The organism is Curtobacterium sp. TXMA1 (genome assembly GCF_020162095.1).
GTDB lineage: Bacteria > Actinomycetota > Actinomycetes > Actinomycetales > Microbacteriaceae > Curtobacterium.
In genome coordinates this window covers 1662918-1675597 of sequence record NZ_CP083910.1, presented here as the reverse complement: position 1 = coordinate 1675597, position 12680 = coordinate 1662918, and the positions used below count along the sequence as shown (strand labels likewise).

12 protein-coding genes and 1 pseudogene are annotated in these 12680 nt (G+C 70.8%); 2 read left to right on the top strand and 11 right to left on the bottom strand.

All coding sequences use genetic code 11. The annotated features are described in order from the left end of the window. Positions 1 to 154: 154 nt before the first annotated feature. On the top strand, positions 155 to 1114 hold the full coding sequence (locus LCG91_RS07980) for an ROK family protein (RefSeq protein WP_058750121.1): 960 nt from the start codon (positions 155 to 157) through the stop codon (positions 1112 to 1114). A gap of 69 nt (positions 1115 to 1183) precedes the next feature. After that, a complete protein-coding gene (locus LCG91_RS07975; protein WP_224443064.1) occupies positions 1184 to 1753 on the top strand; it encodes a type IV toxin-antitoxin system AbiEi family antitoxin in 570 nt (189 codons plus the stop codon). A gap of 51 nt (positions 1754 to 1804) precedes the next feature. Here the strand turns inward: LCG91_RS07975 and LCG91_RS07970 are convergent, their stop codons facing one another. The 11 genes and pseudogenes from LCG91_RS07970 to pdxS form a co-directional block, all read right to left on the bottom strand. Continuing rightward, the gene (locus tag LCG91_RS07970) at positions 1805 to 4147 is read right to left on the bottom strand and encodes a RelA/SpoT family protein (RefSeq protein ID WP_224443063.1); all 2343 of its coding nucleotides are present in this window, start codon (positions 4145 to 4147) and stop codon (positions 1805 to 1807) included. Between the two features lie 57 nt (positions 4148 to 4204). After that, the gene (locus LCG91_RS07965; protein WP_058750123.1) at positions 4205 to 4567 is read right to left on the bottom strand and encodes a rhodanese-like domain-containing protein; all 363 of its coding nucleotides are present in this window, start codon (positions 4565 to 4567) and stop codon (positions 4205 to 4207) included. Beyond that, positions 4567 to 5571: a protein translocase subunit SecF gene (gene secF / locus LCG91_RS07960; RefSeq protein ID WP_058750124.1), complete on the bottom strand. Its 1005-nt coding sequence runs from the start codon at positions 5569 to 5571 to the stop codon at positions 4567 to 4569. The genes LCG91_RS07965 and secF overlap by 1 nt, the downstream gene beginning before the upstream one ends. Then, complete coding sequence (gene secD, locus LCG91_RS07955; protein WP_224443062.1) at positions 5571 to 7319, bottom strand: protein translocase subunit SecD; 1749 nt, start codon at positions 7317 to 7319, stop codon at positions 5571 to 5573. The genes secF and secD overlap by 1 nt, the downstream gene beginning before the upstream one ends. Positions 7320 to 7408: 89 nt before the next feature. Then, the gene (locus LCG91_RS07950; protein WP_224443061.1) at positions 7409 to 7804 is read right to left on the bottom strand and encodes a preprotein translocase subunit YajC; all 396 of its coding nucleotides are present in this window, start codon (positions 7802 to 7804) and stop codon (positions 7409 to 7411) included. A 159-nt stretch (positions 7805 to 7963) separates the two neighbouring features. Continuing rightward, the gene (gene ruvB, locus LCG91_RS07945) at positions 7964 to 8992 is read right to left on the bottom strand and encodes a Holliday junction branch migration DNA helicase RuvB (protein WP_058727867.1); all 1029 of its coding nucleotides are present in this window, start codon (positions 8990 to 8992) and stop codon (positions 7964 to 7966) included. Continuing rightward, complete coding sequence (ruvA, locus tag LCG91_RS07940; RefSeq protein WP_224443060.1) at positions 8989 to 9609, bottom strand: Holliday junction branch migration protein RuvA; 621 nt, start codon at positions 9607 to 9609, stop codon at positions 8989 to 8991. The genes ruvB and ruvA overlap by 4 nt, the downstream gene beginning before the upstream one ends. Positions 9610 to 9619: 10 nt before the next feature. Continuing rightward, positions 9620 to 10297 (bottom strand): crossover junction endodeoxyribonuclease RuvC, encoded by a 678-nt coding sequence (gene ruvC, locus LCG91_RS07935; RefSeq protein ID WP_058727868.1) that lies wholly within the window; start codon positions 10295 to 10297, stop codon positions 9620 to 9622. 4 nt (positions 10298 to 10301) lie between these two features. Then, a complete protein-coding gene (locus LCG91_RS07930) occupies positions 10302 to 11066 on the bottom strand; it encodes a YebC/PmpR family DNA-binding transcriptional regulator (RefSeq protein WP_058727869.1) in 765 nt (254 codons plus the stop codon). A 97-nt stretch (positions 11067 to 11163) separates the two neighbouring features. Continuing rightward, positions 11164 to 11756 (bottom strand): annotated as a pseudogene (gene pdxT / locus LCG91_RS07925) (pyridoxal 5'-phosphate synthase glutaminase subunit PdxT). Further along, positions 11753 to 12673, bottom strand: a complete 921-nt coding sequence (pdxS, locus tag LCG91_RS07920; protein ID WP_058727871.1) for a pyridoxal 5'-phosphate synthase lyase subunit PdxS — start codon at positions 12671 to 12673, stop codon at positions 11753 to 11755. Before pdxS ends, pdxT begins: the two are co-directional and overlap by 4 nt. Positions 12674 to 12680: the final 7 nt, after the last annotated feature.

The window sequence follows — 12680 nt, the reverse complement described above, 5'->3', positions numbered from 1 at the left end:
CCCCGGACGGCACCACCCGAACTGCACCACCCGGACCGGCCGCGGCCGGACCGACACCACCCGACCCGACCACACCGCCCGGGCCGGCTCGCACGGACGCGAGGTCGCGTCGACACGGCGAGCCGAGCCTCCAGACCGCCGCATCGGAGCGCGCATGTCCAGCACCGCAGCCCAGTCCCCCTCGCCCGCGATCGCGCTGGCCGTCGATCTCGGCGGTACCAAGGTCGAGGCGGCCCTCGTCTCCGACCAGGGCGTCGTCCTGCCGGGGACCCGGCACCGCCAGCCGACCGGGCCCCTGCGGAGCGCGGAGGAGCTGCAGGCGGCGGTCGACCAGGTCGTGACGGCGACGCTCGCGACCCTGCCGACGGACGCACGGCTCGTCGGGGTGGGCGTCGGTGCCGCCGGACCGGTCGACGAGGAGCACGGGCTCGTCTCCCCCCTCAACATGCCGGTGTGGCGCGGGTGGCCGCTCCGCGACGCCATCGCGGCCCTCGTCCCCGAGGGCATCCCGGTCACGCTCCGCATGGACGGTCTCGCGATCACCTTGGCCGAGCACTGGGTCGGCGCAGCACAGGGGTCGGACCACGTCATGGGCATGATCGTGTCCACCGGCGTCGGCGGCGGGCTGATCCTGCACGGGCGCACCGTCAGCGGTCCGACCGGCAACGCGGGCCACATCGGCCACGTCGAGTGCGGTGGGTTCGATGATCCGTGTGCCTGCGGCGGGACCGGGTGCCTCGAGGCGGTGGCCAGCGGGCCGAAGACCGTCGCCTGGGCACAGCGGCAGGGCTTCGCCGGGAGCACCGGCGAGGAGCTCTCCGCGGCCTACGCCGCCGGTGACGAGATCGCGGTGGCCGCGGTCCGACGGAGCGGTCGCGCGCTGGGGCAGGCGATCGCGGCGGCCACGAGCCTGGTGGACCTCGAGGTCGTGGCGATCGGCGGCGGGTTCTCGCACGTCACGCCCGACCTGTTCGAGTACGCCCGCGAGGCCGTCGCCGAGCGGGTCGAGTTCGGCTTCGTCACGAAGGTGCGGATCGTCCCCACCGGGCTGTCCCAGGACGGACCGCTCATCGGGGCCGCAGCGCTGGTGCACCGCGCCGACGTGCTGCGCTGACCCTGGCACGCGGCGCGGTGCTCTCCACAGGGCTGACCGCGACCACCGTCCGTCCGGCAGGATGAGCGGGTGCCGACGCCCCGCCTGCTGACCAGCGACGACTGGCCGGAGGCGGAGCTCCGGGCCGCCGTGCTGGCGGGCGAGCTCGTCCCCGTCGGGTGGTGCTGGGCCTCCCCGGCAGAGCCGCAGACGCCCGGGCTGCGCGCCGCCGCGCACGCGTGGCGCGTGCCCGACGTCCGGCTGGTGGCCAGCGGTCGGTCCGCCGCCTGGATCTGGGGCGCCACCTCGCGGCCACCGTCGCCGATCGAGGTGAGCGTGCCGCCGACCGTCCGCCTGCGCGTCGATCCGGACGTCCGGCTCCGCGAGGTACGCCTCCCCGTCGACGACACAGTGCGCCTGGGGCGGGCCCGCCTCACCACGCCGGACCGGACGGCGGTGGACCTGCTCCGCGCGCCGGGGCCCTTCGATGCGACCGCCCGCGACGCCCTTCGTGGGCTCCTCGCCATCGGGGCGGTCTCGACGGCCGACGTGCGCCGCCGACTCGACGCGCTCGGGACGATCCCGATGGTGCGCCAGGCGGCACGGCGACTCGACCTGGTGACCGCCGGGTGGGTCCCGGCCGGCGTCGGCCCGAGCTGACGGCGGTCGGCGCTCGGGGGCAGCCGGCGCTGACCCGGTCCCCGACCGAGGTCAGCCCGCGCTGACGCGGTACACGTCGTAGACGGCGTCGATGCGCCGCACGGCGTTCAGCACCCGGTCGAGGTGTGTCGTGTCCCCCATCTCGAAGACGAACCGGCTGAGCGCCAGGCGGTCGGACGACGTCGACACCGTCGCGGACAGGATGTTCACGTGGTGGTCGGTGAGCACCCGCGTGACGTCGCTGAGCAGCCCGGAGCGGTCGAGCGCCTCGATCTGGATCTGCACGAGGAACACCGACTTCGACGACGGGGCCCACTCGACCTCGATCATCCGGTCCGGCTCGTTCATCAGCGACTTCACGTTCGTGCACGACGCCTGGTGGACGGAGACGCCCTGCCCGCGGGTGATGAAGCCGACGATCTGGTCCCCCGGCACCGGCGTGCAGCACTTCGCGAGCTTCACCAGGATGTCCGGTGCACCGCGCACGAGCACGCCGCTGTCGCTGTTGCGGAGCTGCCGGCTCGTGACCTGCCGTGGGAAGGCGAGTTCGGGCTCGTCCGTCTCGGTCTCCGCCTGGACGTTCCCGAGCACCTTCTCGATGACGGACTGCGTCGACACGTGGCCCTCGCCCACCGCCGCGTACAGCGCGGAGACGTCGTCGTACCGCATCGACGAGGCGACCTCGGCGATGGAGTCCTGGCTCATGATGCGCTGCAACGGCAGGTTCTGCTTGCGCATCGCACGGGCGATCGCGTCGCGTCCCTGCTCGATCGCCTCTTCGCGGCGTTCCTTGGTGAACCACTGCTTGATCTTGTTGCGCGCCCGGGGGCTCCGCACGAAGGTCAGCCAGTCCTGGCTCGGACCCGAGTCCGGGTTCTTCGACGTGAAGATCTCGACGACGTCGCCGCTCGACAGGGTGCTCTCGAGCGGGACGAGCCGCCCGTTCACCTTGGCACCCATCGTGCGGTGCCCGATCTCGGTGTGCACCGCGTACGCGAAGTCCACCGGGGTGGCGCCGGCGGGCAGACCGATCACCTTGCCCTGCGGCGTGAAGACGTAGGTCTCCTTCGCGCCGATCTCGTAGCGCAGCGAGTCGAGGAACTCGCCCGGGTCGCTCGTCTCGGCCTGCCAGTCGGTGATGTGGGCGAGCCACGCCATGTCCTGGTCGTCGGTGGTCGACGAGGCATCCACGTCGCGGCCCTGCGCACGCTGCTTGTACTTCCAGTGTGCCGCGACACCGAACTCGGCACGCTGGTGCATCTCGTGCGTGCGGATCTGGATCTCGACGGCACGGCCCTGCGGTCCGAGCACGGTGGTGTGCAGGGACTGGTACAGGTTGAACTTCGGCGTCGCGATGTAGTCCTTGAAGCGCCCGGGCAACGGCGTCCACCGCGCGTGCACGGAGCCGAGCATCGCGTAGCAGTCGCGGACGGTCGGCACGAGGACCCGGATGCCGACCAGGTCGTAGATCTCGTCGAACTCGCGCCCGCGGACGATCATCTTCTGGTAGATCGAGTAGTACTGCTTCGGCCGGCCCATGACCTCGCCGCGCACCTTGGCGGCCTTCAGGTCCTTCTTGAGCGTGCCGATGACGTTCTGCACGAACTGCTCGCGCTTCGGCTGCCGCTCCTTGACCAAGCTGTCGATCTCGACGTAGAGCTTCGGGTGCAGGACCGCGAACGACAGGTCCTCGAGCTCCAGCTTGATCATCTGGATGCCGAGCCGGTGCGCCAGCGGCGCGTAGATCTCGAGCGTCTCCTTGGCCTTGCGCGTCGCCGAGGCGGACTCCACGAAGCCCCAGGTGCGCGCGTTGTGCAGGCGGTCGGCGAGCTTGATGACGAGGACGCGGATGTCCTTCGACATCGCGATGACCATCTTGCGGACGGTCTCGGCCTGCGCGCTGTCGCCGTACTTGACCTTGTCGAGCTTGGTGACGCCGTCGACGAGCATCGCGATCTCGTCGCCGAAGTCGGAGCGGAGCTGGTCGAGCTGGTAGTCGGTGTCCTCGACCGTGTCGTGCAGCAGGGCCGCGGCGATCGTGATCGGCCCGATCCCCAGGTCGGCGAGGATCTGCGCGACGGCGACCGGATGCGTGATGTAGGGCTCGCCCGACTTCCGCTTCTGCCCGTCGTGCGCGCGCTCGGCGACCGTGTACGCCCGCTCGATGAGCGTCACGTCGGCCTTGGGGTGGTGCGACCGGACGGTGCGGATGAGGGTGTCGACCGCCCCCGCGGGCTGCGCCCGCGAGAACAGGCGCGGCAGCAGCGACCGGAGGGATCCGAGGTTGCCCGTGGTCGTCGCGTTCAGCGGGCTGGAGGGCCGTGGCGCGGAGCCGGGGCGGCTCGCGCTGGGCGTGGGCGCACCCTGGGACGAGGACTCACGGGTGTCCGTCATGATGCGCCTCCTGCGACCGGTGTCCGGGTACGATCTGGCAAGCCTACGCGCGTCCGGTCAGTGCTCGTGACGCGGTTCGCCCTGGGCGTCGTCCCCGCCCGCGGCCCGGACGACCGGCTGCCCCGCCTGCTCCCACGCGACCATGCCGCCGGTCAGGTTGACCGCCGGCACCCCCGACTGCTCGAGCGCGGCGACGACCCGGGCGGACCGGGCGCCGGAGTGGCAGACGACGATCGCGGGCTGGTCGCCGCCGTCGATCTCCTGCCAGCGCGCGACGAGCTCGGACATCGGCACCAGGGTCGCCTCGGGAGCGTGCACCTCGTCCCACTCCCCCTGCTCGCGCACGTCGAACAGGCGCGCGCCCGCATCGAGCCGCCGACGTGCCTCGGCGATGTCGACGTCGTGCACCTCGACCGCCATCAGACGACCTCGGCCGCGGCGTCGACCTCGCGCTGGCGCTTCTCGGCCGCGCGCGTCTTCTTCGCGTCGGCCTCCTTGACCTTCGGCTCGTTCTCACGCAGGTGCGCGTACATCGGCGACGCGATGAAGATCGTCGAGTAGGTGCCGACGATGATGCCGATGAAGAGCGCGAGCGAGATGTCCCGCAGCGTGCCCGCGCCGAGCACGTACGACCCGATGAAGAGGATCGCCGCGACCGGGAGGAGGGCGACGACCGACGTGTTGATGGAGCGCACGAGCGTCTGGTTGACCGCGAGGTTGACCGACTGCACGAAGGTGCGGTGCGACTCCTGCGAGGTGTTCTCGCGCACCTTGTCGAACACCACGACGGTGTCGTACAGCGAGTAGCCGAGGATCGTGAGGAAGCCGATCACCGCCGCCGGCGTGACCTCGAGCCCGACGATGCCGTAGACGCCGGCGGTGATGAGCAGGTCGTGCAGCAGCGCGACCATCGCGGACACCGACATCTTCCACGTGCGGAAGTAGAGGGCCATCACGACGGCCGCCAGCGCGAGGAAGATGACCAGACCGCGGATCGCCTGCGCGAGGACGTCCGCACCCCAGGTCGCACCGATGTAGGTGGAGGCGACCTGGTCCTCGGACACGCCGTAGGCCTGTGCCAGGGCGTCCTGCACCTCGGTCGTCTCGCGGTCCGTCAGCTGCTCGGTCTGGACGCGGATGCCGTCCTGACCGAGCTGAGAGACGCGCGGGATCCCCTCGGGGACGACCGACTCGACCGTCCGCGTGGCGATCGACTGGTCGAGGGTCTTCGCGTTCGAGATCGTGAACTCGGACCCGCCCGTGAACTCGATGCCGAGGTGGTAGCCGCCGCGGAGCCACGGCACCACGAGCGAGATCACGATCGCGATCAGGGCGATGAGGTACCAGGTCTTCCGGCGCCCGACGATGTCGTAGGAGCGCTTCCCGGTGTAGAGGTCGCTGCCGAACTGGCTGAAGCTGGCCATCAGTCGTCCTTCCCGTCCGGCGTGGAGCCGTTGTCGCCGGAGGCCTGCTGGGCCTTCCGCTCTGCGATCGTCTGGCGGCGCTGGGCCTCACCCGCGCTGCGCTGGCGCTTGCCGTCCACGACCGGCGCACGGAACTGCGCCCGGCCGCGGTAGACGGCGCCGAGGGCGGACGGGTCGAGTCCGCTGAACCTGTGCCCCTCACCGAAGAACCGGCTGCGGGCGATGAGCTGCATCATCGGGTGGGTGAAGAGCACCACGACGACGACGTCGATCAGGGTCGTGAGGAGCAGCGTGAACGCGAAGCCCTTCACGTCGCTCACGGCGAGGATGTAGAGCACGACCGCCGCGAGGAAGTTGATCGAGTCGGACGCCAGGATCGTGCGGAGGGCGCGCTTCCACCCGGACTCCACCGCGCTCTCGAGCCCACGGCCGTCCCGGAGTTCGTCGCGGATGCGCTCGAAGTAGACGATGAACGAGTCCGCGGTGATGCCGATGGCCACGATGAGACCGGCGACACCCGCGAGCGACAGGCGGTAGTCGACCCGCCACGACATGATCGCGATCACCAGGTAGGTCAGGACCGCCGCGACGCCGAGCGACAGCACGGTGACGAAGGCCAGCGCCCGGTACTGGATGATCGAGTAGATCACGACGAGGATCAGGCCGATCAGGCCGGCGACGAGACCGCCGACGAGCTGCGCGGTACCGAGGGTCGCTGAGATGTTCTCGTTCGACTGCACCTGGAAGTTGATCGGCAGCGCGCCGTACTTCAGCTGGTCCGCCAGGGTCTTCGACGACTCGGCGGTGAAGTTGCCGGTGATCTGGGCCTTGCCGTTCGTGATCGCGGCGTTCGAGGCGGGCGCCGTGATGACGGTGCCGTCGAGCACGATCGCGAACTGGTTCTGCGGCGAGGGGAGCTTGACGAGCCGGCTCGTGACGTCGCGGAAGTCCTCCGAGCTCTTGCCCGAGAACGTCAGGTTGACGGCCCACTGCCCGGTGGTCGCACCCTGCGAGTCCGTGGCGAGACCCGAGGTCGCGTTGCTGATGCCGGAGCCGGAGACCTCGACGGGGCCGAGGATGTACTTGGCGGTACCGTCCTGGTCGCACGTGACGAGCGGCTCGTCGTCGGGCGCCGTGGTGACGTCGTCCGGGGCCGCGCAGTTGTAGTTCGTGTACAGGTCCTGCAGCGCCGGCGTGACCTGCGACAGGTCACTGCCGTTCGTCGGCTTCGTGCTCGGGGTCGCCTCGAGCGACGCGGGCGGCGAGTACGGCGTGGGCGACGCGGTCGCTCCGTCACCGCCGACGGCCGTGTTCGTCGCGGCCTCGGTGTACAGCACCGGTCGGAAGGTGAGCTTGGCGGCCGCCTCGATGCGGTCGATCGTCGCCTTGTCCGGCTTGCCCGGGATGGACACGACGATGTTGTTCGTGCCCTGCGTGTTGATCTGCGACTCGGAGACGCCCGTGGCGTTGATGCGCTGGCGGATGATGTTGACCGCCTGGTTCAACTGCTGCGAGGTGACGGAACCGCCCTCGGTGTTCTGTGCGGCGAGGGTGAGCTGCGTGCCGCCCTGCAGGTCGAGTGCCAGCTCCGGCACCCAGCTCGCACCGGCGAACCACTCGTTCGTGTCGTCCTTGCTGTTGGCCGCGAGCACCGACGCAGCGGTGTTCAGGCCGGCCAGGGCCGCCATGATGATCACCAACCAGGTGAGCGAGCGCAGCGCCTTCTTGACGGGTGTCGATCGTGCCACCGGTCGTCTCGTCTTTCTGTTCAGGACCGACGGCGACGCGGCCGGCGGCGGTGGGGTCGCCGGGTCTGCTGACCCGGCGACCGAGGGCGTCAGTCTTCGGTCTTGCGCTTGTTCGGGTCGGTCTCGTCGACCCGCTCGCCGTAGACCGGCTCCCCGTTGAGCTCGGCGACCGGCTTCGGCGCCGCAGCCTCGTCCTCGGCGACGACCGTCGTCTCGACGTCGGACCCGTTGTCGTCCACGACGCGCGAGAGCGTCTGGCGGTGGACGGTGACCACCGTGCCCGGAGCGATCTCGACGTCAGCGGTGACCTTCTCGTCGTCGACCGAGAGCAGCGTGCCGTACAGACCGAACGACAGCATGACGCGCGCGCCCGGCACCATCTTCGTCTGCAGCTCCGCCTGCTGCTTCTTGCGCTTGCGGCTGCTGTAGAACATGAAGGCGGCGAACGCGACGATGATGACGATGAGGAAGAGTGATTGGTCCATGGGGCGTTGCCTTCTCTGGTTGCTCGGATCCAGCCGGAGCGGTCGTTGCTCGGCTTCGGGCCGTAGCAGTCTAGGGCACGGGCGTGTCCGTGATCGGGCAGCCACCTGAGCGTGGTCCCTCGATGGTACTGTCGGTCACTCAGAATACTGCATGTGACATCAGTCGTCGAACAGGCCGGGCTGCCCGCCGACACCTTCGCCCGGGGTGAGCCCGAAGTGCCGCCAGGCCTGCGGCGTCGCGATCCGCCCTCGGGGCGTCCGGGTGACGAGTCCGACGCGGACCAGGAACGGTTCCACCACCGACTCGATCGTCTCGGACTCCTCGCCCACGGACACCGCGAGGGTGTTCAGGCCGACCGGACCGCCGTCGAACCGCGTGAGCATCGTCTCGACCACGGCGCGGTCGAGCCGGTCGAGCCCGAGCTCGTCGACGTCGTACAGGTCGAGCGCACCCTGCACCGCGGCCATGCCGTCCGAGGTGCGGTGCACGAGGGCGTAGTCGCGGACCCGGCGCAGCAGGCGGTTCGCGATGCGCGGGGTACCGCGGGAGCGCCCGGCGATCTCGCGCAGCGCCGACCGGTCAATCGACAGCTCGAGCAGGTGCGCCGCGCGGATGAGGACCTGTTCGAGCTCGTCCTTCTCGTAGAACTCGAGGTGGGCCGTGAAGCCGAACCGGTCGCGCAGCGGGTTCGGCAGGAGGCCCGCGCGGGTCGTCGCTCCGACCAGGGTGAACGGTGCGAGGTCGAGCGGGATGCTCGTCGCGCCGGCACCCTTGCCGACCATGACGTCGATGCGGAAGTCCTCCATCGCCAGGTAGAGCATCTCCTCCGCCGAGCGTGCCATGCGGTGGATCTCGTCGATGAACAGGACCTCGCCCGGCACCAGCGAGGACAGCACCGCGGCCAGGTCACCGGCGTGCTGGATGGCGGGGCCGCTCGACATCCGGAGCGGACGACCGGACTCGTGCGCGACGATCATCGCGAGGGTGGTCTTGCCGAGGCCCGGCGGGCCGGCCATCAGGATGTGGTCGGGCGTGCGCTCCTGCAGCGCCGCGGCCTTGAGGAGCAGGTCGAGCTGGCCGCGGACCTTGCGCTGGCCGACGAACTCGTCGAGCGACTTCGGACGCAGCGCGCCCTCGAAGGCCAGTTCTTCCTGCGACTCGGCGCCGGCCGAGGTGATGCCGCTCACCGGCCGGCCCCGGCGGGACGGAGTGTGCCGAGCGCGGCGCGGAGCAGCGCCTGCGTGCCCATGGCCGCGGCGCCCGGGTCGTTCGCCACGACGGCGTCGACCGCGGACTGCGCAGCGTCGTCGCGCCAACCGAGCCCGACGAGCGCCGAGACGACGTCGACCGCCGCGCGGTGCGCAGCCGTGCCCGAGCCGACCACGGTCGTCGGGGCCTGCTCGAACGCGACGAGCTTGCCGGACAGGGCGACCGTGATGAGCTTCGCGGTCTTCGGGCCGATGCCGGACACCTTGCGGAAGGCCGCGTCGTCCTCGCTCGCGACGGCGTTCGCGATCTGCGCCGGGTCCATGTGGGCGAGGACGCCGAGCGCCGACTTCGGCCCGACGCCGGACACGCTGCGGAGCAGGTCGAACACCTGGAGGGCGTCGGTCGACTCGAACCCGAAGAGCAGGTGCTCGTCCTCGCGCACGATCATCGCCGTGCGCAGGAACACCTCGGAGCCGTGGCGCATGGTCAGGGCGTGCGCGGGCGTCACCGTGACGGCGTACCCCACTCCCCCGACCTCGACCACGACGGCCGATCCGGAGACGTCGATGCAGGTTCCCCGGAGGCTCGCGATCATGCCCACGAGCCTAGGGCCGCCCACCGACGGAGCCGGACCGCCGCGCGGCTGCAGCGGCACCCAGACGGGCCGCGGCGGCGCCACCGGCACCCGGGCGCGACGCCGCGGCCGCCGCGCGCGCCAGCGGCGAGTCCGCGGCCCCGGCCTGCGCGTCCCGCCAGGCCCGTTGCGCCGGCGTGAGCGTCGACGGGCCGGGACCGACGCGGTCGGGTGATCCGAGCCTCCAGGCATGGCAGACCGCCAGCGCGAGCGCGTCGGCGGCGTCGGCGGGCTTCGGCGCCTCGTCGAGACCGAGCACCCGCGCGATCATCGTCTGCACCTGGCGTTTGTCGGCGTTGCCGTAGCCGGTGACGGCGGCCTTGACCTCTGACGGCGTGTGCAGTCCGACCGGCAGGCCGCGGGCGGCCGCCGCGTGCAGGGCCAGCCCCGCCGCCTGTGCGGTGCCCATGACCGTCCGGACGTTCGCCTGCGCGAAGACGCGCTCGACGGCCACCGCATCGGGGCGGTGGTCGTCGATCTCGGCGGCGATCCCGTCAGCGATGCGCAGGAGTCGCTGCTCCAGCGCCATGTCCGCCGGCGTGCGCACGACCGTCACGTGGACGAGCCGTGCGCGCCGGTTCGGAGTGACCTCGACCACACCGACACCGCACCGGGTGAGCCCGGGGTCGACCCCGAGCACGCGGAGCACCGGACTAGTCCTCGTCCTCGTCGAGCTCGGCCTGGACGTCCGCGGGGATGTCGAAGTTGGCGTAGACGTTCTGCACGTCGTCGCTGTCCTCGAGCGCGTCGATCAGCTTGAAGACCTTGCGCGCCGTCTCGGCGTCGACCGGGACCTTCACGCCGGGCACGAACTCGGCGTCGGCGGAGTCGTAGTCGATCCCGGCGTCCTGCAGTGCGGTGCGGGCCGCGACGAGGTCGGTCGCCTCGGTGATGACCTCGAAGCCGCCGCCCTGGTCGATGACGTCCTCGACACCAGCGTCGAGCACGGCCGTCATGACGGTGTCCTCGTCGAGGCCGTCGGTCTTCGTGACCGAGATGACGCCCTTGCGGGAGAAGTTGTAGGCCACGCTGCCCGGGTCGGCCATGGTGCCGCCGTTGCGGGACATCGCCGTCCGGACCTCGGCCGCGGCACGGTTCTTGTTGTCCGTGAGGCACTCGACGAGCATCGCGACGCCGTTCGGGCCGTAGCCCTCGTACATGATCGTCGTGTACTCGATCGACTCACCGGTCAGGCCGGCACCGCGCTTGATGGCGCGGTCGATGTTGTCGTTCGGCACCGAGGTCTTCTTGGCCTTCTGCACGGCGTCGACCAGCGTCGGGTTGCCCGACAGGTCCGCGCCGCCCATCTTCGCGGCGACCTCGATGTTCTTGATGAGCTTGGCGAACGACTTCGCACGGCGCTGGTCGATGACCGCCTTCTTGTGCTTGGTCGTTGCCCACTTGGAATGCCCGGACACGGTGCTCCTTGCGTCTAGCGGAAGATCCGCACCAGTCTACCGGCCGGGAGGCACGGATCACCGCCGCCTCGCGGGTCGCGCCGTGCGCGTGGCCGGATCAGGCGCTGCGGACGAGGTCGAGGAAGCGGCGGTGGAAACGGTCCTCCCCGGCGACCTCGGGATGGAACGCACTGGCGAGGACGGTGCCCTGCTGCACCGCGACGACCTGTCCGTCGGCCAGGGCACCGAGCACCTCGACGCCGTCGCCGTGCTGCTCCACCACGGGTGCGCGGATGAACACCGCGTGCACGGGGCCTCCCCCAGCGCCGGCATCGGGATGTCGGTCTCGAAGGACTCGTTCTGGCTGCCGAACGCGTTGCGGCGCACCGTGGTGTCGAGCACGCCGAGTGTCTGCTGCCCCGGGATCCCCGCGGCGATCCGGGCGGACAGCATGATCATCCCGGCGCAGGTGCCGTACGCGGGGAGCCCGTCACGGATCGCCGCGCCGAGCGGCTCGGCCACACCGAACGTCCGGGACAGCTTGTCCATGACGCTCGACTCGCCGCCGGGGATCACGACACCGTCGAGCGCGTCGATCTCCTCGGGCCGGCGGAGCGGCACCACGTCGGCACCGAGCTCCGTCAGCGACGCGATGTGCTCACGGAAGTCGCCCTGCAGCGCGAGGACCCCGATGCGGGGTCGGGCGCTCACCAGCCGCGCTCGGCGAGGCGGTGGGGCGCGGGGACGTCGGCGACGTTGATGCCGACCATGGCCTCGCCCAGGCCGCGCGAGACCTCGGCGATGACCTTCGGGTCGTCGTGGAAGGTGACGGCCTTGACGATCGCCGCGGCACGCTTCGCCGGGTCGCCCGACTTGAAGATGCCGGAGCCGACGAACACGCCGTCCGCACCGAGCTGCATCATCATCGCGGCGTCGGCCGGGGTCGCGACACCACCCGCGGTGAAGAGCACGACCGGGAGCTTGCCGGTCTGTGCGACCTCCTTCACGACGTCGAACGGCGCCTGGAGCTCCTTCGCGGCGACGTAGAGCTCGTCCTCCTTGAGGTAGCGGAGCGCCGCGATCTCCTTCGAGATGGTGCGGATGTGCTTCGTGGCCTCGGACACGTCACCGGTGCCGGCCTCGCCCTTGGAGCGGATCATGGCGGCGCCCTCGGTGATGCGACGCAGGGCCTCGCCCAGGTTCGTGGCACCGCAGACGAAGGGCGTGGTGAAGTTCCACTTGTCGATGTGGTTCACGTAGTCGGCGGGCGACAGGACCTCGGACTCGTCGATGTAGTCGACGCCGAGCTCCTGGAGCACCTGCGCCTCGACGAAGTGGCCGATACGGGCCTTCGCCATGACGGGGATCGAGACCGCGGCGATGATCTCCTCGATCATCGACGGGTCGGACATGCGGGCGACGCCGCCCTGCGCACGGATGTCGGCGGGGACGCGCTCGAGGGCCATGACGGCGGTCGCGCCGGCCTCTTCCGCGATGCGGGCCTGCTCGGCGTCGATGACGTCCATGATCACGCCACCCTTGAGCATCTCGGCGAGGCCGCGCTTGACGCGGTCGGAGCCGGTGATCGAGGTGCCGTTGGTGCCCGAGGTGCTGGTGCTGTCGCTCATGATGCCG

Bases quoted from the DNA above. Each gene is read 5' to 3' on its own strand.
- LCG91_RS07980 (WP_058750121.1), top strand. From the start codon at position 155: ATGTCCAGCACCGCAGCCCAGTCCCCCTCGCCCGCGATCGCGCTGGCC.
- LCG91_RS07970 (WP_224443063.1), bottom strand. From the start codon at position 4,147: ATGACGGACACCCGTGAGTCCTCGTCCCAGGGTGCGCCCACGCCCAGC.
- LCG91_RS07965 (WP_058750123.1), bottom strand. From the start codon at position 4,567: ATGGCGGTCGAGGTGCACGACGTCGACATCGCCGAGGCACGTCGGCGG.
- secF (WP_058750124.1), bottom strand. From the start codon at position 5,571: ATGGCCAGCTTCAGCCAGTTCGGCAGCGACCTCTACACCGGGAAGCGC.
- LCG91_RS07950 (WP_224443061.1), bottom strand. From the start codon at position 7,804: ATGGACCAATCACTCTTCCTCATCGTCATCATCGTCGCGTTCGCCGCC.
- ruvA (WP_224443060.1), bottom strand. From the start codon at position 9,609: ATGATCGCGAGCCTCCGGGGAACCTGCATCGACGTCTCCGGATCGGCC.
- pdxS (WP_058727871.1), bottom strand. From the start codon at position 12,673: ATGAGCGACAGCACCAGCACCTCGGGCACCAACGGCACCTCGATCACC.